This is a genomic window from Embleya sp. NPDC001921 (genome assembly GCF_053594475.1).
In genome coordinates, this window is sequence record NZ_JBSFEO010000005.1 from 97,224 (window position 1) to 120,457 (window position 23,234).

A 23,234-nucleotide genomic window follows, 5' to 3' on the forward strand; every position below is an offset into this window, starting at 1 on the left:
CCACCGCCGCGCGCCGACCGACCCCCGCCCCGGGCATCCCGGGGTGGGGGGTCGGCCCGTCCCCCGAGTCAGCTCTGCGCCATGTCCACGAACCGCGAATAGTGCCCCTGAAAGGCCACGGTGATCGTCGCCGTCGGCCCATTACGATGCTTGGCCACGATCAGGTCCGCCTCCCCGGCCCGCGGCGACTCCTTCTCGTAGGCGTCCTCGCGATGCAACAAAATGACCATATCGGCATCCTGTTCGATAGATCCTGATTCGCGAAGATCGGAAACCATCGGCTTCTTGTCGGTGCGTTGCTCCGGGCCACGGTTGAGCTGGGACATCGCCACCACCGGGACCTCCAGCTCCTTGGCCAGGAGCTTGAGGTTTCGCGACATCTCGGAGACCTCCTGCTGGCGGTTCTCGGCCCGCCGCGAGCCGCCCGACTGCATGAGCTGGAGATAGTCGATGATCACCAGCCGCAGGTCGTGCTTCTGCTTGAGCCGGCGACACTTGGCCCGGATCTCCATCATCGACAGGTTCGGCGAGTCGTCGATGTACATCGGCGCCGCCGTGACCTCACCCATCTTGCGCGAGAGCCGCGTCCAGTCGTCGTCCGTCATGCTCCCCGAGCGCATGTGGTGCAACGCGACCCGAGCCTCCGCCGACAGCAGACGCATCATGATCTCGTTGCGCCCCATCTCCAGCGAGAAGATCACACTCGCAAGATTGTTTTTGATCGAACACGCACGTGCGATGTCCAATCCGAGGGTGGAATTGTGGGTGGGAATCCACGAGCGGCCCGCCAGGTAGAGGTGGCTGTCGTTGTCCACCTCCACGCAGCGCACCGGTACCGAGTCGACGCGCCGCACCGCGCTGATGTAGCGCAGCCGAGTCGTCGGGTAGGCCAGGGTGCTCTGCCGGGCGATCTTGCGCGGCAGCCGGAAGACCTTGTCCGCCGGCGTGAAGTTCACTTGGTAGCAGACCGACGATTCGGCATTGCGGCCCTTGACCGGCTTCGTACGCATCGTCGCGCGATAGCCCAGGCTCAGCACGAGTTCGAGAGCACCCTCGGCGAGCCTGCGGCTGGTCACCGCGAACTGCACGGTGCCGCTCGGGCTCACGTACCCGTCGGTGTCGAGCAGTCCGGCGAGGAGATCGCGCCGTTGCTGTTCGGAGGCCCGCAGGTAGACCTCGGGAATGTGCTTGTCGTTCAGGACACCGAGCGTGCGCAGGATGGCCGGAACCGTACCGTGTCGGTCGCGGCAGGACTGACACCGCAGCAATCCGCTGGACGGTCCTCCACAGTCGGGGCAGGACGGCTCGCCGACCGGCGCCGAAACCGCCTCGGCCTTGTCACCACAGGACTTGCCGCACGAGCGCACCTGGGAGGTGCGGGGCACGAACGGCTTCCCGCAGACCACGCACGCACGCTCCCCGAGGACCGCCGGTTCCTGGAGGCGCAGGTTGTACACCAGGGGACTCCCGGTCGGGACGGCTCGGATGCCGGCCCGCTCGATGTTGTCGATCATTTCCGGATCGGCCGTGGTGAGCCGGCTCCCCGCGCTGTGCCCGTCGCCCAACCAGGCCCCCAGCACATACGGCGGCAACATCAGGTCCCGCTCCGGGAAACGCGCGGGCGCGGCCACCCCGACGGCATGGTTCAACCGCCCGTCGGCCGTCTCGCACCGCACGGTGGCCGCGATCTCCTCGGTGGTCCGGACCGTCCCGGCGACCGCCGGCGCGCCGGTCCGGTCGTGGATCGCGCGACGCTCGGCCCGGGTCTGGGTCACCCACTGGTGGGCGCCGTCCGCAACGATCACCGCACCGTCGGAGAACTCGACCTCGTAGCACGGTCGATCGATCAACATCTCGGTCGCCGCCACCACCCGGGTCGGCGCTCCGTCGGCTCCGATCAGCAGGTCGCCGACCCGCACCTCACCCATCGTGGTCCAGCCGGTCGGCGTCGGCAGGGGAGTGTCCAGCGCCAGCGCCTTGCCCATGGCCGGACGGGCGGCGATCACGATCATCTGGCCGGAGTGCAGGCCGTTGGTGAGGGAGTCGAGGTCGGTGAAGCCGGTGGGGATGCCGGACATCTGGCCGCCGCGGGAGCTGATCGCCTCGATCTCGTCGAGCGCGCCCTCCATGATGTCGGCCAGCGGCGCGTAGTCCTCGGTGGTGCGCTGCTCGGTGACCTTGTAGACCTCGGCCTGGGCGTTGTTGACGATGTCGTCGACCTCGCCGTCGGCCGCGTAGCCCATCTGCACGATGCGCGTGCCCGCCTCGACCAGGCGGCGCAGCACCGCCTGTTCGCGCACGATGCGGGCGTAGTACTCGGCGTTGGCCGCCGTGGGCACCGACGAGATCAGGGTGTGCAGGTACGGGGCGCCGCCCACCCGGCCGATCTCGGTGCGCTTGGTCAGTTCGGCGGCGACGGTGACCGCGTCGGCCGGTTCGCCCCGGGCGTACAGGTCCAGGATCGCGTTGTAGACGAGTTCGTGGGCGGGCCGATAGAAGTCGATCGGCTTGAGGTTCTCCACGACGTCGGCGATCGCGTCCTTGGACAACATCATGCCGCCGAGGACCGATTGTTCGGCGGCGATGTCCTGGGGCGGGGTCCGCTCGAATCCCTCGCGGGCCGGCTCGGGCCTGGCCTCTTCGAACTCGGAGACGCTCATGCCCGGGGTCTCCTTTCACAAAGGCTCGCGCGAGATCGCACCGCAGTACACCGTGTCCTTCATACGCCACACGGCCGACAGTTCCGCCGCACGACGCGGCATGCGGCCCTTCACCGTACGGGTGGACCCCGGGACCGCCAAGACGGTCATACACAGGCCTTGTGGATAACTGTGGATAACCTGTGGAGAGAGGCGGGTCGAGCTGTGCACAAGCTGTGCGCAGTCGACCGCCAACGCTTCGCAATCATGTACACAAACCCGGTCTGACCTGCGCTTTCTCTATCCACCGGCTGTGTATGTGAAAAACTGTTGGGCGAATCATGCGGCTATCGCCCCACGTGTGCACCCGCGTACGCCCCGCGCTCGCCGGTAATGACCAGGAGCGCATTGTGACCCTTACCTGTGGATGACTACGGTGGACGCGTGCCGTCCACGGTCCCGTCCCCGCCCCCAGAACCGCCCACCGGCGAGCCGCCCGTCCCCGAGCGCCTCGCCACCGGAGAACGCGACACCGGAGAACGCGACACCGCGCAGCCCACCGGCGAGCCCGCCGGCCCGGCGGCGCCCGTCGACCGGAACCGGCGCCGCGCCCACGACCGCGACATCCTGCGCCTGGCGATACCCGCCTTCTTCGCCCTCGTCGCCGAGCCGCTGTTCGTACTCGTCGACTCGGCGATCGTCGGCCGCCTGGGCACACCCCAGTTGGCCGGCCTCGGCGTCGCGGGCGCGGTGCTGACCACCCTGGTCAACCTGTGCGTGTTCCTCGCCTACGCGACCACCGCCGCCGTCGCCCGCCTGATCGGCGCGGGCGACCCGCGCGCCGCGATCCGCCAGGGCCTGGACGGGCTGTGGCTGGCCGCGCTGCTGGGCACCGCACTGCTCGTGGTCGGCCTCGTCGCCGCCCCGTGGGTGGTCGCGGCGTTCGGCGCCTCGGACAGCGCGACGCCGCACGCGGTGACGTATCTGCGGATCGGCTCGCTGGGCATCCCGGCGATGCTGATCGTGCTCGCCGCCACCGGCGTGCTGCGCGGGCTCCAGGACACCCGGACCCCGCTCGTGGTCGCGGTCCTCGGCTTCGGCGCCAACCTGCTGCTCAACATCGTGTTCGTGTACGGCCTGCACTGGGGCATCGCCGGATCCGCGTGGGGCACGGTGCTCGCGCAGACCGGGATGGCGCTGGTCTACCTGGTCCGCGTCGTCCGCGGCGCCCGCCGACACGGCGCGTCGCTGCGACCGGACCCCGCCGGGATACGCGCGTCCGCGAGCGCCGGCGCGCCGCTGTTCGTGCGCACCGTCAGCCTGCGCGCGATCCTCGTCGTGGCCACCGTGGCCGCCACCCACATGGGCGACACCTCGATCGCCACGCACCAGGTCGCCTGGCAGGTGTGGACCTTCCTCGCCTTCGCGATGGACGCCCTGGCCATCGCGGCCCAGGCGATCGTGGGCCGGGCGCTGGGCGCGGGGGACACGACCGGGGCCCGCGCGGCGACCCGCCGAATGCTGGTGTGGGGGGTGTGGACCGGCGTGTTGTTCGCGATCGTGGTGGTCCTGGCCCGTCCGCTGTACATCCCGCTGTTCACCGCCGACCCGGCGGTGCGCGACCTGCTGGCCGGCACGCTGCTCGCGGTCGCCGCGCTCCAGCCGCTCGCCGGCGCGGTGTTCGTGTTGGACGGGGTGTTGATAGGCGCGGGCGACGGCCGCTACCTCGCGCTCACCATGCCGATCGTGCTGGCCGTCTTCTGCGCGGTGCTGGGCACCGTACTGGCCCTGGGCGGCGGCCTGATCGCGGTCTGGTGGTGGGCGATCGGCATGTTCATGCTCACCCGTCTGGTCGTGCTCGGCCGGCGCGCGATCGGCGACGCGTGGCTGGTGACGGGCAAACGCTGAGGTCGGGCACGCAAAGACGGCGCGCGCCGGCCGGACCGAGAGCGGCCGACCGACCTCCGCGTCCGACCGGGGCCGCGCGGCCGGACCTCGGCGTCGCGAGCCGTCCCGCCGACCGGGCCGGCGGGACCGCTCCCACTCACGCTCCGACGACCTCGTAGCCCGCCTCCACGACGGCCGCGCGCACCGCGTCCGCGTCCACGGGCGCCTCGGAGGTCACGGTCACCAGACCGGAGGCCAACTCGACCTTGACGTCGGTCACGCCCGAGACCTCGGAGACCTCCTCGGTGACGGACGATACGCAGTGGCCGCAGGTCATCCCGCTGACGGTGAAGGTGGCGGTGCTCATGACGGTGATCCTTTCGTCGACACGAGGACCATGATCGGCCCCACGACGACGAATTTATACCCCCCTAGGGTATCCAGGCAAGTCGCCGAACCCACCCGTTCGAGGGATTCCGACCACCCCACCCGCCCCGAACCACTCCGGCCCGCCGGGATCACGCCCGTCCGCGCAAGTCACCCCGCCGACCCCGGGTCACATCCACCGGCCCCGCCAGGTCCGTCCGCCGCGCGGACCGCACCGGCTCCTCCACCGGCCGCCCGACCCGAAACACCGCCAACGGAACCGCCCCCACCCGCTCCGCCAACTCCCCGCCGGTCCGCCCGCAGTCGACGAGCTGACTGAGCGGATGCGTCGCGTACCCGTGCCGGGCCAGCGTCAACCAGCAGCGCAACAGCCCCCGCCCCGCTTCGAGCACATCCTTCGGCCCGACGGGCGCCGTCGGCGCGGTCACCACCAGCACGGTCCCGTCGTAGCGCAACACCCCCCGCGACGCCGCCGCCAACGCCCGGGCCAACCCGACCCGGCGCAGCACCCGATGGGCGGCCGGACTCAACGCCGCGCGCAACGCCCGCTCCTCGACTCGGGACAGCGCGAGCGCCGGCCCGGTCAGCCCGTCCCGCGCGTCCGGATGCCCGGCCGGAACCGGCCGCAGCCGCAACCACCGCCGCAACTCGGCCACCAGCGCCGGATCCGCGAACAACCACCGATCCGCCTCCTCCAACAACGGCGCCAGCGCCCGGGTCCCGCCGCGCCACAACCCCGCCGACCCGGCGAACGCGTCGCCCGCCTCCGCGAACACCGCGTCCGGCAGCGCCCCCGGCTCGTACGCTCCGCGCGCGCTGCGCCGCCCCGCCAGGTCCGCCGCCGTGAACGACGTCGGATGGCACTCGTACGCCCGCACGAACCGCGCCACCGGGCCCCGCTCCCAAGCGCCCGTCCACTCGACCCTCAGCGGCACACCCAGGTCCGCCGACGCGATCAGGAACGCCTCCGTGAACGCCCCGAGCGCCAGGAACAGGTCCCGCCGCGTGGGGTCGCCGACCGGCAGCTCGCGCGCGGCGTCCCAGGACAGCGCGTAGCCCAGGGCACCGCTCGGCGACACCGTCCACGGCTGGGTGTTGTGCGCGCTCGGCGCCCGCCCGGCCGCCCGCAACAGCTCCTCGAGTTGCCCGCTCACGACGCGCTTCCCATCGATCGCGCGTAGAACGTATGCCCGTGCAGTTCGCGTCCGCCGATCCGGCGATACTGCGCCGCCGAGGCCTTGTTCTCGTCCTCGACCCAGGTGCTGCGCAACGTGTCGTAGCCGCCCGCCCGCAGCGCCCGGTACTGCTCGCGCGCGAGCAGCGTCAGATATCCGCGCCCCTGGGCCGCCGGCACGGTCCCCTTGATGATCAGCACGGCCTCCCGGCGATGGCGCCCGCGCGTGGCCAGCAGCCGCAACTGGTTGCCCACGTGCAGATCACCGCCGATCCGCGTCAGGAACTCCGAGATGTCCGGCACCGCGAGGGTGAACGCGATCGGCTCGCCCGCCCGTTCCAGCCACAACAGCAGCGACTCGTCCAACAGGTGCGCCAAGCCGTCCGTCTGCGCCCGCAGTTCGTCGAGTTCGATCGGCGTGTAGTAGCCGAGCTGCCCGAAGCTCGCGTTCAACATCGTGTGCAGGACCGGCAGTTGCTCGGCCAGCCGACGACGCGACCCGCGCCGGATCACCAACCGCTCGGCGGCGATCCGCGCGTCGTCGAACACGTACGTCTCGCCGGGGTCGTCGGTGCGCTCGCGCAGATCCGGGCAGATCCAGGTGGAGGCGGAGAACCGTCGGGCGAAACCGGCCCGTTCGTAGGTCTCGGGGTACCGCGCCGGATTCCACGCCGAGTCCACGAAGCCGCGCTCGGTGAACCCGGAGGTGATCACCCCACCGGTCTGGTTCGGCAACAGCGCCACCGGTCCGAACAGGCGATCGCGACCGGCCCGCGCGGCCCGCCGCTCCATCAGGTCCACCAGGACGGCGAACACCTCGGGATCGTCGGTGAACTCGGTGAGCCCGAAGAGCTGATGCCGCCCACGCAACTTGGCGTCGAAGCGCCCGTCGGTGTGCAGACAGGTCCGCCCCACCACCCGCCCGGCCCGATCCCGCACCACGTACAACTCGATCCCGGCCCGCTGCCACTGCCGCACCTGACCGCGCAACACCGGTACGTAGCGGTCCTTCGGGTGCAGCCGCAGCGGGAGTTCGCAGAAGTCGCGCAGCGCGCGCCGGGACTCGACCCGCTCCACCGTCGGTATCACGACTTCGCCTTCCGGTGCACCGGCGCGCCGGTCTCCTCGTGACCGATCGGGGTGAACTCCTCGATGTGCGCCATGCCGTCGCCCTCGGCCCGCCACTCGCCGTTGCTGTAGCCGGCCGGCTGCGCGTCGAAGAGCCGGATGAAGCCCGCCGTGCCGTTGCGGTCGTCGTGATCGGTCATCCAGCACATCAGGTCGCGGTGCGCCTTGGAGCGGGCGAACCGCAACATCGCGTCCCGATCCGCGAACACCGCGACCGTGCCGAGCGTGAACGGGCCCTGGCGGTAGACCTTGTGCCAGCGGTAGCCCTCCATGCGCTTCATCGTGCGCACCATCCGCAACCACGGCCGGGCCAACGACAACAACGAGCGCAGCCCGCTGTAGTGCGTGGCTCCGATGAACAACGCCTCGCCGCGCGCCTGCGGCGGTGCCGCCGAGAAGTCGGTGGTCCTCATCGCTGCTCCCCCTCCACGAGGTAGACGTTCTTGATCCTGGTGGTGCCGCGCAGGAACGGCCCGGTGCCGAAGTCGTGCACGAGCACCCGCACATCGGCCGCCGTCGGATCCTCCGCGAGCGACTGGGCGAAGTCCCGGCTGACCCGGGCCAGATGGCGCACCACGCCCTCCCGGCACACCCGGGCCAGCTTCTCCCGGTCCGCGTCGTCGAGCGAGGTCCCGTCGCGCAGTTGCAGGTTGACCACGGGCCGGCTCTCCAGATCGGCGTACTCGTCGACGGTCAGGCAGAAACCCTCCAGGTGCGCCGCCATCGGGTTGTCCTGATAGAGCCCGTACTCGACGTCCTGCGGATAGATGTTGGCGCCCATGTACGAGATCGTGCTGTCCTTGCGCCCGAACAGCAGCAACATCGGCAGCCGCATGCCCTCGACCCGCGCCGCGCGTTCCCAGTCGATCCAGGCCCGCGCGTCCGGCCGGATCATCTCCTCGACCTCGGCGAAGGTCAGCAGCCGGCCCTCGTCGCCGATGTTGTAACGCACCTTGGGACTCATCACCGCAGTCGAGTTGATCGTGCAGATCACCTCGTCGTCGGCGTTGGTCTCCAGGTACGTCTCCAGCGGGTTGTACTGGAACACCATCGGCACCCGGCCCTCGTCGGGCCCCAGCAGTCGCGCCCGCAGCCGCTCGTCGGTCAGCAGCCGCTTGCGCAGCCACACCGTCGCGTCGCTCTCGCCGGCCATCCCGATGGTCAGGTCCGAGGCGCCGTAGCCCGAGCGCACCTTGACGAACCGCTCCTCCAGGTAGTCGCGCAACGCCTCGGTCATGCCCTCGCCGCCGACGAAGCCGTACATCGCGTGCCGGCGCCAGTCGAAGCCCTCGGCGTCGAGCCGGTCGCGCAGATGCTTGAGGAACGGCGGGTACGCGGTGACCAGGTAGGTGAAGCGTGGCCCGAAGTGGCGCAGCGTGTCCACGATCTTGTCGATGTCGGGTCCGGTGTTCTTGACCATCGCCACCCGGGCCATCGCGATGCCGGTGTTGGTCCCGGTGGCCCACGCGCCCATCGAGTAGGCGTTGATCACGAACAACTTGCGTCGCGGGAACACCAGCGACGTGTAGCCGGCCACGTTGCGGTGCACCGACTTGAGTTCGCGCCGCGAGCGCAGCCAGTTGTGCGGTGTCCCGGAGGAGCCGGAGGACTCGTCCACGACCGTCCCGGCCACCTCCAGCGTGCCCAGCCAGCACCGGGTGTCCTCGGGGTACGCCTTGACGTAGTTCTCCTTGGACGTCTCCGGGTACGACGTGAGGTCGAACCAGCGAAAGCGCCAACGGTGCCGGCGCAGGAAGTCGCGGTACGCGGGCACGTCGAGCGCGGCGAACTGGCAGGTCATCCAGGCGTGTCGGCGGGCGAACCCCTGCATCCACGGCCGATAGTTGCGCGCGGTCCAGCGCCAGACGACGGGATGGACGCGGTAGAGCTGATACAGACCGGTCAGCGCGAAGCTGACCACGCGCAGCAACCACTGTCGGATGAACCTGGCCATGACCGTCCGCCCCTTTGTCCCGCCGGACCGCCCGGCGTGTGTCTCCAGCCTGCGGTGGCAGGGGAGTTCGGACATGAGTACCACTACTCAGTCGACTACTCGGAAACGCCGAACGGCCCGACCCCACAAGGGGTCGGGCCGTTCGGGTGCTTCAGGTCAGGCGGGCACGACGTCGAGGTCGAGCGCGGCCGAAACCTCCTGGTGGAGGCGGACCGTGATGCGGTGCGACCCGACGGTCTTGATCGGCGTACCGATCTCGACGCGACGCTTGTCGATGTCCGGACCGCCGGCGGCCTTGATGGCCGACACGACGTCCGCGACGGTGACCGAGCCGAAGAGTCGGCCCGTCTCGCCGGCGCGCGTCTGGAGCGTCACCTTGAGACCCGCGAGCTGACCCTTGACCTCGGCGGCCTGGTCGAGCGTGCGGATCTCGCGGACCTTGCGGGCGCGACGGATGGCCGCCACGTCCTTCTCGCCGCCACGGCTCCAGCGGATCGCGTAGCCGCGCGGGATGAGGTAGTTGCGGCCGTAGCCGTCCTTGACCTCGATGATGTCGCCGGGCTCACCGAGACCGGTCACCTCGTGGGTGAGGATGAGCTTCATGACAAGATCACCCTTTCTCAGCGAGCAGTGCTGGTGTACGGCAGCAGCGCCATCTCGCGGCTGTTCTTGACAGCCACGGCGACGTCACGCTGGTGCTGCGTGCAGTTACCGGTCACGCGACGAGCGCGGATCTTCCCGCGGTCGGAGATGAACTTCCGCAGCAGGTTGGTGTCCTTGTAGTCCACATAGGAGATCTTCTCCTTGCAGAACACGCAGACCTTCTTCTTAGGCTTGCGCGCAGGCGCCTTCGCCATTGTGCTCTCCAGATCGTTTCAGAAGTCTTCAGCTCGGGGTGCGAACCGATCCCTCGGCCTTGCGGCCTAGAAGGGGGGTTCGTCCGAGTAGCCGCCCGGCGGGGGACCCCAGCCCCCCGCGCCGCCGCCGCCCTGCTGCTGGCCGCCCCCTGCGGGAGTGGCCCACGGGTCGTCGGCGGGTGCGCCACCGCCCTGCTGGGGACGGCCGCCGTAGCCACCGCCGCCCTGCTGTCCGCCGCCCTGCTGGCCGCCGTAACCGCCACCGCCCTGCTGCTGACCGCCGCCGTAGCCACCCTGACCGCCGCCTCCGCGGCTGGTCTTGGTGATCTTGGCGGTGGCCCACTTCAGGGTCGGGCCGATCTCGTCGACCTCGAGCTCCACGACGGTGCGCTTCTCGCCCTCTTTGGTCTCGTAGGACCGCTGCTTCAGCCGGCCCTGGACGATGACGCCCGTGCCGCGCTGGAGGGACTCCGCGACGTTCTCCGCGAGCTGCTTCCAGGCCGAACAACGGAGGAACAGCGCTTCGCCGTCCTTCCACTCGTTCGTCTGACGGTCGAACGTGCGCGGCGTGGACGCCACGGTGAAGTTCGCGACAGCGGCACCGCTGGGCGTGAAGCGCAGTTCCGGGTCGGCAGTCAGGTTCCCGACAACAGTGATGATGGTCTCGCCTGCCATGCTGACCCCTTCGCTGATTTCAGCGCAGTGCTGCGTTTCGACGTGCGGTGCGGTTGGTGGTGCGCGAGCTCGGACTAGCGCTGGTCGGGGCGCAGGACCTTGGTCCGCAGCACCGACTCGTTGAGGTTCATCTGACGGTCGAGTTCCTTGACGGTCGCGGGCTCCGCGGCCAGGTCCACGACGGCGTAGATGCCCTCGGACTTCTTCTTGATCTCGTACGAGAGCCGGCGACGGCCCCACGTGTCGATCTTCTCGACCTTGCCACCGTCGTTGCGGATGACATTGAGGAACTGCTCGAGCAGCGGCGTGACCGCGCGCTCTTCGAGGTCCGCGTCGAGGATGACCATGAGTTCGTAGCTACGCATGTGAACACCCACCTCCTGTGGACTGATCGGCCACGGAATCTCCGTGGCAGGAGGGCTTGCGTAAATGCCGCCACGCCAAGGCGGCCCCCGATCCGAAAACGCACGGGGGTGCCGAGAAGGCAGCGGACGGTACAGCGTACCCGGCCCCACACACACTCTTGAAATCCGAGCTTGACGCCCGCCACTCCGGGGGATGGATATACGGACAAAACGTCTGCACCGCAGTCACTCACCGGAGGTGCGTGATGGCACATACGATCCGCCGTACGGGGACCGCCGCGACCGCAGGGACGCACCGGCCCCGCCTGACCCTCAACTCCGACGGCCGTGCCCATCCGCGCGAGAACGCGCTGGTGGCCGCGGTGGTGCTGTTCGCGCTGGTGGCGGGCATCTGCGCGTTCTTCGACGAGATGCACATCCTGGGCGCGTGGACCGCGCTCGCGGGTGTGCTGACCGGACTGGTCAGTCAGATGTTCTCGGCGACCACCGGGGAGCGTGTGGTCACGGTGCTCGCGCTGGGTGTGTCCGCCGTCGCCCTGTTCATGAACATGTTCCACGGCGGACTGTACTGAGCACCCGCGCCCGTATCCGGCGACTCACACGGCCAGCAGTCGCCGGATCTCCGGTTCGGCCAGTTCGCGGCCGGCGCCCTCGCGCACCACGACGCCCGCGTCCAGGACCGTGAAGCGGTCCGCCAGGCGCTCCGCGAAGTCCAGATACTGCTCGACGAGCAGCACCGCGAGACCGCGCTCGCGGTGCAGCCGCTCGATGACGTCCTCGATCTCGGTCACGATCGAGGGCTGGATGCCCTCGGTGGGCTCGTCCAGGATCAGCATCGCCGGTTCGGTGACCAGGGTGCGGGCGATGGCGAGCTGTTGTTGCTGGCCGCCGGAGAGGAAGCCGGCGGGCCGGTTCAGCAGCGGGCGCAGGCGCGGGAAGAGGTCCAGCACCTCGTCGAGCACACCCCCGTCCCGGCCGCCGCTCGCCTCCCGGGTCACCCGCAGGTTCTCCCGCACACTGAGCCGGTCGAAGCTCTCGTGTCCCTGCGGCACGTAGCCCAGGCCCAGCCGGACCCGCTCGTGGGTGGGCAGCCGGGTGATGTCGCGGCCGCGGAACCGGACCCGGCCGGCGCGCACCGGCAACACCCCCATGATCGCGTCGAGCAGCGTGGTCTTGCCGACGCCGTTGCGGCCCATGACGCACACGAGCGAGCCCGCGGCGACGGTGAGGTCGACGCCGAACAGCACCCGGGCCCGGCCGTAGCCGGCCTCCAGGCCGGCCACCTCCAACATCGCGTCCATCAGGACACCGCCTCCCGCTCGTGGGCCTCGCCGGCCGTCCGGGTCCGCGCCTCGCGCGCGCGGCCGAGATAGACCTCCCGCACGGTCGGATCCGCCTGGACCGAGGCCATGTCGCCCTCGGTGAGCACCCGCCCCTCGTGCAGCACCGTCACCGTGGACGCGTAGGCGCGGACGAACTCCATGTCGTGTTCGACCACGATCACCGTGCGGTCCCGGGCGATCGCGGTGAGCAGTGCGCCGGTGCGCTCGCGCTCGTCCCGGGACATGCCCGCCACCGGCTCGTCGAGCAGCAGCAGGCGCGGCTCCTGGGCGAGCAGCATGGCGATCTCCAGCCACTGCCGCTGCCCGTGCGAGAGCACGCCGGCCGGGCGGTCGGCCAGGTCGATCAGGCCGGTGTCCACCAGCGCCGCCTCCACCGCGGCGCCGCGTCCGCGCCGTCGTCGCAGCAGGCGGTGCAGGCCGAGCCGGAACGAGCCGGCCAGGTCGACGTTCTCCTCGACGGTCAACTCCTCGAAGACCACCGCGGTCTGGAAGGTGCGACCGATGCCCGCCCGGACCACCTGGTGCTCGCGCCGGCCGACCAACTCGGTGCCGGCGAAGCGCACGCTGCCCTCGGTGGGCCGGGTCAGACCGGTGACGATGTCGATCAGGGTGGTCTTGCCCGCCCCGTTGGGACCGATCAGAAAGCGCAGCTCGCCCTCCTCGACGGTCAGGTCGACGCCGTCGATCGCGCGGAATCCGCCGAACACCACCCCCAGACCCCGCACGCTCAGCAGTGGCTCGCTCATCCGGACACCTCCTCGGCGGTACGGGGGCGCACCGGCGTACTCGCGCGCGTCGGACGGCGGCGGGCGATCGTGTCCCGGATCTGCCCGACCAGGCCGAGCACACCCTTGGGCGCGAACGCCATCACCACGATGAACAGGACGCCCTGGAGGTAGAGCCAGCCGTCCGCGTAGTTCTCCGAGAACGTGGTCTTGGCGTAGTTGAGCAGGACCGCGCCCAGGATCGCGCCGGCCAGCGCGTACCGACCGCCGACCGCGACCGCGAAGACCAGTTCCAGCGAGGGCACCACCCCCAGCAGGGCGGGCGAGATGATGCCGACCACCGGGACGAACAGCGCACCGGCGATGCCCGCGGAGATCGCGGACAGGGTGAAGGCCGCGGTCTTCACCAGCGCCGGGTCGTAGCCCAGGAAGCGGACCCGGTCCTCGCCGTCGCGCACCGCCACCAGGAGCCGGCCGAACCGGCTCGCCACGACCTGCCGAAAACCCAGATAGAGCAGGCCGAGCACGATCGCCACGACGAAGTACAAGGTGCGCCGGTCCGCGTCGGCGGCCAGGTCCAGGCCGAAGAAGGTGCCGAAGTCGGTCAGCCCGTTGGTGCCGCCGGTCAGGGCCTGTTGACCGACCAGCCAGATGGTGAACGCGGCGGCGAGCGCCTGGGTGAGGATGGCGAAGTAGGCGCCGCGTACCCGACGGCCGAAGACCAGCAGGCCCAGCAGCGCGGCGACGGTGCCCGGCAGCAGCACCACCATCGCCAGGGCGAACCACGGTTGGCGGAACGGCTCCCACACCATCGGGAGTCGGTCCACCCCGCTCCAGACCATGAAGTCGGGCAGTTGCCCCGGACCCGCCTCGGCGAGTTTGAGGTGCATCGCCATCGCGTAGCCGCCGAGGCCGAAGAACACCCCCTGGCCCAGGGTCAACATCCCGCCCTTGCCCCAGGCCAACCCGATGCCGAGCGCGGCGATCGCGAAGCACAGGTACTTGGCCAGGAGTTCGAGGCGGAAGGGGCTCAACGTCGCGGGTGCGACGGCGAACACGAGCAGGGCTGTGGCGACGAAGCCGACCACCCCGCGCCAGTTCTCGGATCGGGCCCACCGGCGGCCCGCGGGGCCGCTCACGTCAGCGCCCGGGAGCGCAGCACGAACAGGCCCTGTGGACGCAGTTGCAGGAAGCCGATGACGACCGCGAAGACCAGCACCTTGGCCAGCGAGGCGTCCGACCAGTACTCCAGGTAGCTGTTCATCAGGCCCAGCGCGAAGGCCGCGATCACCGCGCCCTCCAGCCGGCCCAGCCCGCCCGCCACGACCACCAGGAACGCGTCGACGATGTAGTAGGTGCCGAGCGAGGGCCCGACCGGGCCGACCAGGGTCAGCGCGACGCCGGCCACGCCGGCCAGGCCGGATCCGATGAAGAAGGTGCGCTGGTCCACCCGCCCGGTGTCGATGCCGCTGCACGCGGCGAGCCGGCGGTTCTGCATCACGGCCCGCATCCGCCGACCCTGGCGGGTGCGGTCCAGGTAGACCCGGATCGCACCCACGCAGACCAGCGCCAGCACCAGGATGAACACCCGGGCGTATTGGATCCGGACGCCGAACACCTGGTCCCCGCCGACCAGCCAATCGGGCGCCACCACCTGGACGTTGGGGGCGCCGAACAGATCCCGCGCGACCTGCTGGAGCACCAGTGACACGCCCCAGGTGAGCAGCAGCGTGTCCAGCGGCCGGCCGTAGAAGCGGCGGATCAGCGCCCGCTCCAGGATCAGCCCCATGGTGCCCGCGACCACGAACGCCACGGGGAGGGCGACCGGTACGGCCTGCCCCTTCAGGCCGAGTGCCGCCACCGGCGCCTGCACCATGTACGCGGTGTACGCGCCGGCCATGATGAATTCGCCGTGGGCCATGTTGATCACGCCCATCTGACCGAAGGTGAAGGTCAGGCCGAGCGCGATCAGCAGCAGGACGGCGCCGATCGCGAGGCCGATCGGCAATTGGTTCAGGAATGCCTGCACCGGGTGATACCTCCTGTCTCCGTGGTCCCTGTCCCTGTCTCCCGGGTCGCCGGGCCGGGTCGCCGGGCCGGGTCGCGTCACCGGGCCGGGCCGGCCCGCGTCACCGGACCGGCCGCGTCGACCGACTAGGACAGGCCCGAGGCCCACGGGTAGGCCTTGAGGTAGGGATCCGGCTTGATCGGCGCCCCGGAGTTCCAGACCTCCTTGATCAGGCCGTCCGGCTGGACCACACCGATCCGCGCGGTCTTGTGGACGTGTTGGGTGGCGCCGTCGATGGTGACCCGGCCTTCGGGCGCGTCGATCCAGACGCCGTCCGCGGCCTTCTTGACCGCCTCGGGATCGAAGCTCCGGGCCTTCTCGACCGCGGCCTTCCACAGGTAGACCGAGTTGTAGCCGGCCTCCATCGGGTCCGAAGTGACCTTGTCCGCGCCGTACTTGGCCTTGTAGGCGGCGACGAACTCGGTGTTCCGCGGGGTTTCGGTGCTCTGGTAGTAGTTCCAGGCGACCGGCTGGCCGACGATGTTGTCCGGGCCGATGCCCCGGACCTCCTCCTCGGCGACGCTGACCGAGAGCACGGGCATGCTCGCCGCGCCGACGCCGTTGCCGCGCAACTGCTTGAAGAAGGCCACGTTGCTGTCGCCGTTGAGGGTGTTGAACACCGCGTCGGGCTTGGCCGACTCGACCTTGTTGATCAGCGTGCTGTACTCGGTGTGGCCCAGCGGCGTGTACTCCTCGCCGACCACCTCCATGCCGTTCGCCTTCGCGTACGCCTTGATGATCTTGTTGGCGGTGCGCGGGAAGACGTAGTCGCTGCCGACCAGGAAGATCTTCTTCTTGCCCTGGCTCTTGAGGTAGTCCAGGCCCGGCACGATCTGCTGGTTGGTGGTCGCCCCGGTGTAGAAGATGTACGGCGAGCTCTCCAGGCCCTCGTACTGCACGGGGTAGAACAGCAGTTGTCGGTTCTTCTCGAACACCGGCAACATCGCCTTGCGGCTCGCCGAGGTCCACCCGCCGAAGGTCACCGCCACCCGGTCCCGGGAGATCAGCTTCTGCGCCTTCTCGGCGAAGGTCGGCCAGTCGGAGGCGCCGTCCTCGGTGACCGGCGAGATCTTCTTGCCGAGCACACCGCCCTTGGCGTTGATCTCGTCGACCGCGAGCAGGACCGAGTTCTTCACGGTCACCTCGGAGATGGCCATGGTGCCGCTGAGCGAGTGCAGCACCCCGACCTTGACCGAGTCCCCGCCGACGTCCGGCCCGGCGGCACTCTTGTTCGCGGTGCTGTCGTCGGCGGCGCAGGAGGTGACGAGCAGGGCGGCCAGCGACAGGGCGGCGACGCGTGCCCAGGGTCGGTAAACCGTGATTTTCCGCACGATGCCGGGACTCCTTCGGTTCCGGGGGATGACGTACGGAGTCTGGCGAGACGCGGTTTCCCCGCCGAGTCGCGATTGTTAAGCGACGATTGCTGATTACTGACACAGTCAAGCGCCTGTTTCGACGACGAAAGCCTGAATTGTCCGCGTACCGTCCCGCGTGTGCCGCCCGGCACGATCCATAGCGCCCAAAGGCGCAGTAACCTCTGTCACGGCCGAACCGATTTCGAGGAGCTCTTACATGTCTTTGCGCCTGAGGACGCTCACCGCCGAGGAGCATCTCGCCTTCATCAAGGGCAGGCCCTCCGTGAGCTTTCTTCAGTGCCCTTCGTGGGGCGCGGTGAAGAGTGAGTGGCGGTCCGAGAGCATCGGTTGGATCGACGAGTCGGGCGCGGTGGTGGGCGCGGCACTCGTGCTGTACCGGCAATTGCCCAAGATCAAGCGCTATCTCGCGTACATGCCGGAGGGACCGGTCATCGACTGGTTCGACGGCGATCTGCGCAAGTGGCTCGACCCGATGCTCGCGCATCTCAAGAGCCGCGGTTCGTTCTCGGTCAAGATGGGCCCGCCGGTGGTGATCGCCCGCTGGGAGGCGGACACGATCAAGAAGGCGATCGCGGCCAAGTCGGCGAACCGGCTGCGCGATCTGACCCCGGACTGGACCGACGAGCGCGGCGCCGAGCTGGAGCGGCAACTGCGCGGCCTGGGCTGGCAGCAGGACGCGTCGGGCGGCGCCGGCTTCGGGGACGTGCAGCCGCGCTACGTGTTCCAGGTGCCGCTGGTCCGGCGCAGCCTGGACGACGTGCACGCGGGCTTCAACCAGTTGTGGCGACGCAACATCAAGAAGGCCACGAAGGCCGGCGTCGACGTGGTCCAGGGCGGCTACGACGACCTGCCCGTCTTCCACGAGGTCTACAAGGTCACCGCCGTGCGCGACCACTTCACGCCGCGCCCGCTGGCCTACTTCCAGGGCATGTGGAAGGCGCTCAACGCCGAGGACCCCGAGCGCATGCGGCTGTACCTGGCCAAGCACGACGGCGAGGTGCTCGCGTCCACCACGATGGTCACGGTGGGCGACCACGTCTGGTACTCGTACGGCGCCTCGGCCAACCACAAGCGCGAGGTGCGCCCCTCGAACGCGATCCAGTGGCGGATGTTGCGCGACGCGTACGCGCTCGGCGCCTCCGCGTACGACCTGCGCGGCATCAGCGACACCCTGGACGAGAACGACCACCTCTTCGGCCTCATCCAGTTCAAGCTCGGCACCGGCGGCCAGGCCGTCGAATACCTGGGCGAGTGGGACTTCCCGCTCAACAAGATGTTGCACAAGGCACTCGACATGTACATGTCGCGTCGTTGACGCAACGCCGGCGGCACCTGTGTCGTTGGCTGTTACGTGATGATCATCGTGACGCGGCCGGCGTCGCGTGTCCCCCGCCTCCGCCCTGTGTTCCCCAAGGGCAAGCCCCGCACACGGAAGGCCCCGAAGCGCCCATGTCGCTCACGCTCTACGTCGACGCCGCCCGCTGGCGCAAGCACCAGGACGAGGTACGCGACACGTTCCCCGGTCTCGTACCGGTGATGAAGGGCAACGGGTACGGGTTCACCAATCCCAGGCTGGCCGAGGAGGCCACCCGGATGTGCGTGGACACCGTGGCCGTGGGGACCACGTACGAGGCCGCGGTGGTCAAGGACCACTTCGACGGCAAGGTGCTGGTGCTCACGCCGTACCTGCGCGGCGAGGAGGCGGTCCCGCTGCCGGACCGCACCATCCGCACGGTGTCCTCGGTGCAGGCCGCCCGGGACCTGGTGGGCTGCCGGGTGGTGGTCGCGTGCATGACCACGATGAAGCGCGACGGGGTCACCGAGGAGGAGCTGGTCAAGCTCCGCACCGGGATGGACGACGTGCGCCTCGAGGGCTTCTCGCTGCACCTGCCGCTGGACCACCCGGACGGCTACGACCCGGTGGCCGAGGTGGTGGGCTGGGTCGAGCGGCTGCGCGCGGCGCGGCTGCCGGTGCGCACGATGTACGTCAGCCACCTGAAGGCCACCGAGCTCGCGGCGTTGCGCGAGCGGCACCCGGACACCGAGTTCCGGCCGCGGATCGGCACCGACCTGTGGCTGGGCGACCACGACGTGCTGGCCAGTCGCGGGACGGTGCTGGACGTGGTGCGCATCGCGCGCGGCGAGCGGTTCGGCTACCGCCAGCGCAAGGCGCCCAGCGACGGGCACCTGGTGGTGGTCAGCGGCGGCACCGCGCAGGGGGTGGGCCTGGAGGCCCCCAAGACCGTGCGCGGGGTGATGCCGCGCGCCAAGGGCGTGGCCCGGGCCGGCCTGGCCACCGTCAACCGCTCGTTGTCCCCGTTCACCTGGGCGGGCAAGCAGCGCTGGTTCGCCGAGCCGCCGCACATGCAGGTCAGCCTGCTGTTCCTGGCCAACGACGTGGCGCCGCCCAAGCCCGGCGACGAGTTGGAGGCCGCGCTGCGGCACACCACGACGCACTTCGACCGGATCGCCCTTCGCTGAGCGGCCCGAACGACGAGGCGGCCTCGGCGGCGGCGGGCGAACCGCCGCGGCCGAGGCCGCCTCGTGGTGTTCAGCGACCCGCGCGGGCCAGGACCGAGGTCGGCACGAAGACGTCCGGCGCGCGGTCGAGCACTCCGCCCGAGGGGTCGTCGCTGCCGTCCGCGCGCACCGGGTCCCGATCGGGGCGCAGGATGTCGCGCACCACCACCAGGCAGATGTACGCGGTGCCGAGCAGGTGCAGCAGGATCACCACGTGGTACGCGTTCTGCGACAGGCCCTTGCCGGAGAACGAGGCGATGTACATCCACACGCCGAGGAAGTACGTGACCTCGCACGCCTGCCAGATCAGGAAGTCCCGCCAGCGCGGCCGGGCCAGTACCACCAGCGGGATCAACCACAGCACGTACTGCGGCGAGTAGACCTTGTTGGTCAGCACGAACGCGGCCACGATCAGGAACGCCACCTGGGCGAACCTCGGCCGCCTCGGCGCGAACATCACCAGCGCGGCGATCGCCAGGCAACACAGCACCAGGATCGCGGTGACGTAGCTGTTCAGGTGCTCCAGCGGTCTGCCGTCGCGCTGCTGGACGATCAGCCAGATCGACCCGTAGTCGGCGGGCCGGTCCTGGCTGAACGTGTAGAAGAGCTTCCAGCCCTCGCGGATGTACCAGTCTCGCCGCTCGTACCAATGGCCGTCGTAGACCAGCATCACCGGCAGGTTCACCACGAGCCAGGACACGACGGCCGCCGCCGCGGTCTTGGCGAACGGGACCAGCCGGCCCGAGCGCAGACACAGCAGGAACAACGGTGCCAGCAACAACACCGGATACAACTTCGCCGCGGTCGCCAGGCCGATCATCACCCCGGCGACCACCACGTTGCGCCGCGCCCACGTCCACATGGCCACCGCCGTCAGCGCGACCGCGACCAGGTCCCAGTTGATCAGCCCGTTGAGCGCCAACGCGGGCGCGCAGGCCACCATCGCCGCGTCCCAGGGCCGCCGCCCGGACGTGCCCTTGACCGCGACCACGGTCACCACGGCGCAGGCCATCATGATCAACGCGTTGATCATGACGAACCACAACTGCTCGTCCTGGAGATCGCCGTCGGTGATGTCCCCGGCCGCGCGCGCCAGGGTCCCGGCGAAGGCCATCACCCCGCCGGTGATCACCGGGTACTCCAGGAACCTCATGTCCTTGTCGCCGGTCTCCTGGAAGTACGGGATCTTCCCGTCCGCGAGACCGCGATTGATGTACAGGTGCGGCATGTCGCTATAGCACGCGTGCGAGTACTGCGTGCTGCCGGAGAACCAACCCCCGTCGTAACAGGGCTTCTTCTGCATGATCCCGAGCGCGAAGCAGACCACCGCGAGCAGCACGAGCACCCGGACGGGGGTCCACCACCGGTCCGGCACGAAACGAATGCGCCGCCCGGCCGGACCGCCGACGAGTTCGCTGCCGGCGCGGACCACCGGATCGTCCCGAGTGGGCAGGACGGGTTCGGTCGATGTCGGCGTCATGGCGCCCATCCTCTCGCGCTCCACGAGGAGGTCGCCCTCGCCGGCCGGATACGACAACGCGTGCCCCACCGCCGAAGCGATGGGGCACGCGTAAGGCTAACGCCGGTCAACCGCCCCGGCCGCCCATGATGAAGCCGCTCGAACCGCCGCGGGTGTTGCCCTGTGGGCCGCCGGGCGGATCGGTGCTCGGCGGCCTGGTGCTGTTCGGCGGCTTGGTGGAGTGCCCGCCCCCGGGATCACCCGTACTGCCCTGCGAGCCACCGGGCGAGGTCGACGACGGCGGCGCCGCGGAGGTCGGCGGCGCGGTGGACGACGGCGGCGGCGTCGTGGGCGCGCGGCTGGTCGGCGGCGCGGTCGTCGGCGGCAGCGTCACCCTGTCCTTGTCCTCGAACTTCTCGCCGGGCGTGGCGAAGTCGGACGAGGGCAGACCCTGCACCGCGCTCTTCATGTACGCGGTCCACACCAGCGTGGGGACGTCACCACCGTGCACGGAGTCACGACCGCCCAGACCCTTGAGGGACAGCCGGGCGTGCGTGTTCGGGTCCTCCCGGAACAGCGCCACCGAGGTGGCCAGGTTGGGCGTGTACCCCACGAACCACGCGGAGTTGTTGCCGTCGGTGGTACCGGTCTTGCCGGCCACCGGCCGGTTCAGCGCCTTCGCCGCGCGACCGGTGCCGTCGTTGAGCGGCGGGTTGTCCACCACCCGCTGCATGACCTGGTTGACGGTGTCCGCGACGTTCTTGGGGAAGAGCTGCTTGGTCTCGCGCTTGGGCAGCTCGACCTTGGAGCCCCCGTGGGTGACTTCCTTGATCCAGTACGGATCCGCGTGCAGGCCGCGGGCCGCGAAGGTGGCGTACGCCTCGGCCATGTCCAGCGCGCTCGGCGGCGCGACACCGAGCGCCATGGTCGGGGTCGGCTCGAACGAGCCCAGGTCCGGCGGCAGTCCGGCGTCTATCGCGGCCTTCTTGACCTTCTCCGGTCCCACGTCGGCGGCCAGTTGGAGGAAGACGGTGTTCACCGACTTCTCCATGGCTCTGGTGATCGGGACCGGACCGTAGTCCACGTCCCCTTCGTTCGGCGCCAGATACTCCTTGCCGGACTTGTCGTCCTTGAAGATCTGACCGCTCTGCAGCTTGATCGGGATCTTGCTGTCGCCGTTGTACATGCTTTCCGGGCCGATCGGCTTCGCGTCCGCCCCGCCGTCGCGCAGCGCCGCCGCGAGCACGAACAACTTGAACGTCGAACCGGCCTGGATGTCGCGTCTGACCGCGTCGTTGTACTCCTGCTGGACGAAGTCCGGACCGCCGTAGAGGGCTACCACCGCCCCGTCGCCGGGGACCACCGAGGCCAGGCCGGTACGGATGTAGCGGTCCGCCTCGTTCTTGTCCGGTTTCAGCTCGGAGGTCAACTGGTCCTTGACCGCCGCGACCGCCGCGTCCTGCTTGGCCTTGTCGAACGTGGTGACGATCTTGAAGCCGCCGCGCGCGAGTTCGGCCTCGGGGATCACGTTGTTGGCCTTGAGGTACTGGTCGGTCACCTTCATCAGGTAACCCGCCTGGCCGGCCTTGTTCGCGGCCGGCTTGGGCTTGATCGGCATCGGGAACTGGAGCGTCTCGCGTTCCGCCTTGGTCAGCCAGCCCTCCTTGACCATGCCGTCCAACGCGTAGGCCCAGCGCCCCTTGACCTTCTCGATCTGGCCGGGGAACTCGATCACGTCGTAGATGCCGGGCGCATTGAGCAGGGTCGCCAGATAGGCGCCCTCGGCCACGTTCAGCTCGCCGACGTTCTTGCCGTAGTAGGCCTGCGCGGCGGCCTGGATGCCGTACGCGTTGCGACCGTAGAACGCGGTGTTGAGGTAACCGACGAGGATGTCGTCCTTGCGCATCTGCCGGTCGACCTTGAGCGCGATGAAGATCTCGCTGAACTTGCGCTTGAAGGTGCGTTCCTGGGTCAGATAGGTGTTCTTGACGTACTGCTGGGTGATCGTGGAACCACCCTGCGTGTCACCACCCCTGACCATGGTGACCCCGGCGCGCAGCAGGCCCTTCGGCGAGACGCCCGAGTCGCTGTAGAACGACCGGTTCTCCGCCGCGATCACGGCCCGCTGCACGTGCTTGGGGATCTGGTCCACCGTCACGTTCTGCCGGTTGACCTGACCGGTCCGACCGATCTCGGTCTTCCCGTCGGCGTAGTAGTAGATGTTCGACTGATACGTGGTGTTCGCGTTCGGGTCCGGCACCTTGACCATCGCGTACGCCAGGGCCGCCAGGCCCATGATCGACGCGAGGAAGAACAGGATCATCGCCAGGATCTGCTTGAAGGACGGCAACCAGCGGCGCACGCCGGTCTTGCCGTACCTCGGGTAGTCGATGAACCGCTTCTTCCGGGGCGGACCGGCGTTGGCCCGTGATCGGCCCCCGGCCGCGGTGCCGTTGGCGGCGCGTCGGCCGCCCCCGCGGGCGGCCGCTCGGGCCTCCACACGCGAGAGCGGGCGCTCCTCGTCGTCTCCTCCCGGCCCGGCGGGCAGCGACGAGCCGCCGGGCGGCGTCCCGCCTCCGGCGCCGGCCGCGCCCCCCGAATACGAGTCACCGCGCCCCTCGGGACGCGGCTGTTGTGATCTACGGCGATGTTCACTCATGCGTTCGCTACTCCTCGG

21 protein-coding genes are annotated in these 23,234 nt (G+C 69.7%); 4 read left to right on the forward strand and 17 right to left on the reverse strand.

Annotated features, from left to right (window positions below):
- Window positions 1–68 precede the first annotated feature (68 nt).
- Entirely contained in the window at window positions 69–2,660 is a 2,592-nt protein-coding gene (gene dnaB / locus ACWCPW_RS07470; RefSeq protein WP_449760613.1) for a replicative DNA helicase, read from the reverse strand.
- Between the two features lie 603 nt (window positions 2,661–3,263).
- On the opposite strand from dnaB, the gene ACWCPW_RS07475 reads away from it, so the two are divergent.
- Window positions 3,264–4,547 (forward strand): MATE family efflux transporter, encoded by a 1,284-nt coding sequence (locus ACWCPW_RS07475; RefSeq protein ID WP_449760806.1) that lies wholly within the window; start codon window positions 3,264–3,266, stop codon window positions 4,545–4,547.
- Between the two features lie 136 nt (window positions 4,548–4,683).
- On the opposite strand, the gene ACWCPW_RS07480 is transcribed toward ACWCPW_RS07475, so the two are convergent.
- The 9 genes from ACWCPW_RS07480 to rpsF all read right to left on the reverse strand — a co-directional run bounded on the left by ACWCPW_RS07480 (window position 4,684) and on the right by rpsF (window position 11,066).
- Window positions 4,684–4,893: a heavy-metal-associated domain-containing protein gene (locus ACWCPW_RS07480; RefSeq protein ID WP_395867818.1), complete on the reverse strand. Its 210-nt coding sequence runs from the start codon at window positions 4,891–4,893 to the stop codon at window positions 4,684–4,686.
- A 151-nt stretch (window positions 4,894–5,044) separates the two neighbouring features.
- Window positions 5,045–6,067 carry a hypothetical protein gene (locus ACWCPW_RS07485; RefSeq protein WP_449760614.1) on the reverse strand — a complete coding sequence of 341 codons (1,023 nt, stop codon included), beginning with the start codon at window positions 6,065–6,067 and terminating at the stop codon, window positions 5,045–5,047.
- Window positions 6,064–7,176, reverse strand: coding sequence for a hypothetical protein (locus ACWCPW_RS07490; RefSeq protein WP_449760615.1), 1,113 nt, complete (start codon window positions 7,174–7,176; stop codon window positions 6,064–6,066). The genes ACWCPW_RS07485 and ACWCPW_RS07490 overlap by 4 nt, the downstream gene beginning before the upstream one ends.
- Window positions 7,173–7,628, reverse strand: coding sequence for a DUF4188 domain-containing protein (locus ACWCPW_RS07495; protein ID WP_449760616.1), 456 nt, complete (start codon window positions 7,626–7,628; stop codon window positions 7,173–7,175). Before ACWCPW_RS07495 ends, ACWCPW_RS07490 begins: the two co-directional genes overlap by 4 nt.
- Window positions 7,625–9,169, reverse strand: coding sequence for a phenylacetate--CoA ligase family protein (locus tag ACWCPW_RS07500; protein ID WP_449760617.1), 1,545 nt, complete (start codon window positions 9,167–9,169; stop codon window positions 7,625–7,627). The genes ACWCPW_RS07495 and ACWCPW_RS07500 overlap by 4 nt, the downstream gene beginning before the upstream one ends.
- A 156-nt stretch (window positions 9,170–9,325) precedes the next feature.
- Window positions 9,326–9,772, reverse strand: a complete 447-nt coding sequence (rplI, locus tag ACWCPW_RS07505) for a 50S ribosomal protein L9 (RefSeq protein WP_020557175.1) — start codon at window positions 9,770–9,772, stop codon at window positions 9,326–9,328.
- 17 nt (window positions 9,773–9,789) lie between these two features.
- Window positions 9,790–10,026 carry a 30S ribosomal protein S18 gene (gene rpsR / locus ACWCPW_RS07510; RefSeq protein ID WP_020557174.1) on the reverse strand — a complete coding sequence of 79 codons (237 nt, stop codon included), beginning with the start codon at window positions 10,024–10,026 and terminating at the stop codon, window positions 9,790–9,792.
- A 66-nt stretch (window positions 10,027–10,092) separates the two neighbouring features.
- The gene (locus ACWCPW_RS07515) at window positions 10,093–10,701 is read right to left on the reverse strand and encodes a single-stranded DNA-binding protein (RefSeq protein WP_020557173.1); all 609 of its coding nucleotides are present in this window, start codon (window positions 10,699–10,701) and stop codon (window positions 10,093–10,095) included.
- A 74-nt stretch (window positions 10,702–10,775) separates the two neighbouring features.
- Entirely contained in the window at window positions 10,776–11,066 is a 291-nt protein-coding gene (gene rpsF / locus ACWCPW_RS07520; protein ID WP_020557172.1) for a 30S ribosomal protein S6, read from the reverse strand.
- 245 nt (window positions 11,067–11,311) lie between these two features.
- On the opposite strand from rpsF, the gene ACWCPW_RS07525 reads away from it, so the two are divergent.
- Window positions 11,312–11,638 (forward strand): hypothetical protein, encoded by a 327-nt coding sequence (locus tag ACWCPW_RS07525; RefSeq protein ID WP_449760618.1) that lies wholly within the window; start codon window positions 11,312–11,314, stop codon window positions 11,636–11,638.
- Between the two features lie 24 nt (window positions 11,639–11,662).
- On the opposite strand, the gene urtE is transcribed toward ACWCPW_RS07525, so the two are convergent.
- The 5 genes from urtE to urtA form a co-directional block, all read right to left on the reverse strand.
- A complete protein-coding gene (urtE, locus tag ACWCPW_RS07530; protein ID WP_449760807.1) occupies window positions 11,663–12,358 on the reverse strand; it encodes an urea ABC transporter ATP-binding subunit UrtE in 696 nt (231 codons plus the stop codon).
- Between the two features lie 8 nt (window positions 12,359–12,366).
- Window positions 12,367–13,155, reverse strand: coding sequence for an urea ABC transporter ATP-binding protein UrtD (urtD, locus tag ACWCPW_RS07535; protein ID WP_449760619.1), 789 nt, complete (start codon window positions 13,153–13,155; stop codon window positions 12,367–12,369).
- Entirely contained in the window at window positions 13,152–14,273 is a 1,122-nt protein-coding gene (gene urtC, locus ACWCPW_RS07540; RefSeq protein WP_449760620.1) for an urea ABC transporter permease subunit UrtC, read from the reverse strand. Before urtC ends, urtD begins: the two co-directional genes overlap by 4 nt.
- On the reverse strand, window positions 14,270–15,163 hold the full coding sequence (gene urtB / locus ACWCPW_RS07545) for an urea ABC transporter permease subunit UrtB (RefSeq protein ID WP_449760621.1): 894 nt from the start codon (window positions 15,161–15,163) through the stop codon (window positions 14,270–14,272). Before urtB ends, urtC begins: the two co-directional genes overlap by 4 nt.
- 125 nt (window positions 15,164–15,288) lie before the next feature.
- A complete protein-coding gene (urtA, locus tag ACWCPW_RS07550) occupies window positions 15,289–16,533 on the reverse strand; it encodes an urea ABC transporter substrate-binding protein (protein ID WP_449760622.1) in 1,245 nt (414 codons plus the stop codon).
- A 241-nt stretch (window positions 16,534–16,774) separates the two neighbouring features.
- On the opposite strand from urtA, the gene ACWCPW_RS07555 reads away from it, so the two are divergent.
- Both ACWCPW_RS07555 and ACWCPW_RS07560 read left to right on the forward strand, forming a co-directional pair.
- A complete protein-coding gene (locus ACWCPW_RS07555) occupies window positions 16,775–17,893 on the forward strand; it encodes a lipid II:glycine glycyltransferase FemX (protein WP_449760623.1) in 1,119 nt (372 codons plus the stop codon).
- Between the two features lie 134 nt (window positions 17,894–18,027).
- Window positions 18,028–19,059, forward strand: coding sequence for an alanine racemase (locus tag ACWCPW_RS07560; protein WP_449760624.1), 1,032 nt, complete (start codon window positions 18,028–18,030; stop codon window positions 19,057–19,059).
- 70 nt (window positions 19,060–19,129) lie between these two features.
- Here ACWCPW_RS07560 and ACWCPW_RS07565 read toward each other — a convergent pair whose 3' ends face one another.
- Window positions 19,130–20,587 carry a glycosyltransferase family 87 protein gene (locus ACWCPW_RS07565; protein WP_449760808.1) on the reverse strand — a complete coding sequence of 486 codons (1,458 nt, stop codon included), beginning with the start codon at window positions 20,585–20,587 and terminating at the stop codon, window positions 19,130–19,132.
- A 97-nt stretch (window positions 20,588–20,684) separates the two neighbouring features.
- Window positions 20,685–23,216 (reverse strand): transglycosylase domain-containing protein, encoded by a 2,532-nt coding sequence (locus ACWCPW_RS07570; RefSeq protein ID WP_449760625.1) that lies wholly within the window; start codon window positions 23,214–23,216, stop codon window positions 20,685–20,687.
- Window positions 23,217–23,234 lie beyond the last annotated feature (18 nt).

What these genes read in the sequence shown, in the direction of transcription:
- ACWCPW_RS07570 (WP_449760625.1), bottom strand. Translation starts at nt 23,216, where the DNA reads ATGAGTGAACATCGCCGTAGATCACAACAGCCGCGTCCCGAGGGGCGC.
- ACWCPW_RS07560 (WP_449760624.1), top strand. Translation starts at nt 18,028, where the DNA reads ATGTCGCTCACGCTCTACGTCGACGCCGCCCGCTGGCGCAAGCACCAG.
- ACWCPW_RS07500 (WP_449760617.1), bottom strand. Translation starts at nt 9,169, where the DNA reads ATGGCCAGGTTCATCCGACAGTGGTTGCTGCGCGTGGTCAGCTTCGCG.
- rpsF (WP_020557172.1), bottom strand. Translation starts at nt 11,066, where the DNA reads ATGCGTAGCTACGAACTCATGGTCATCCTCGACGCGGACCTCGAAGAG.
- ACWCPW_RS07515 (WP_020557173.1), bottom strand. Translation starts at nt 10,701, where the DNA reads ATGGCAGGCGAGACCATCATCACTGTTGTCGGGAACCTGACTGCCGAC.
- ACWCPW_RS07565 (WP_449760808.1), bottom strand. Translation starts at nt 20,587, where the DNA reads ATGGGCGCCATGACGCCGACATCGACCGAACCCGTCCTGCCCACTCGG.
- urtE (WP_449760807.1), bottom strand. Translation starts at nt 12,358, where the DNA reads ATGTTGGAGGTGGCCGGCCTGGAGGCCGGCTACGGCCGGGCCCGGGTG.
- ACWCPW_RS07555 (WP_449760623.1), top strand. Translation starts at nt 16,775, where the DNA reads ATGTCTTTGCGCCTGAGGACGCTCACCGCCGAGGAGCATCTCGCCTTC.
- dnaB (WP_449760613.1), bottom strand. Translation starts at nt 2,660, where the DNA reads ATGAGCGTCTCCGAGTTCGAAGAGGCCAGGCCCGAGCCGGCCCGCGAG.
- ACWCPW_RS07525 (WP_449760618.1), top strand. Translation starts at nt 11,312, where the DNA reads ATGGCACATACGATCCGCCGTACGGGGACCGCCGCGACCGCAGGGACG.
- urtD (WP_449760619.1), bottom strand. Translation starts at nt 13,155, where the DNA reads ATGAGCGAGCCACTGCTGAGCGTGCGGGGTCTGGGGGTGGTGTTCGGC.
- rpsR (WP_020557174.1), bottom strand. Translation starts at nt 10,026, where the DNA reads ATGGCGAAGGCGCCTGCGCGCAAGCCTAAGAAGAAGGTCTGCGTGTTC.
- rplI (WP_020557175.1), bottom strand. Translation starts at nt 9,772, where the DNA reads ATGAAGCTCATCCTCACCCACGAGGTGACCGGTCTCGGTGAGCCCGGC.
- ACWCPW_RS07480 (WP_395867818.1), bottom strand. Translation starts at nt 4,893, where the DNA reads ATGAGCACCGCCACCTTCACCGTCAGCGGGATGACCTGCGGCCACTGC.
- ACWCPW_RS07495 (WP_449760616.1), bottom strand. Translation starts at nt 7,628, where the DNA reads ATGAGGACCACCGACTTCTCGGCGGCACCGCCGCAGGCGCGCGGCGAG.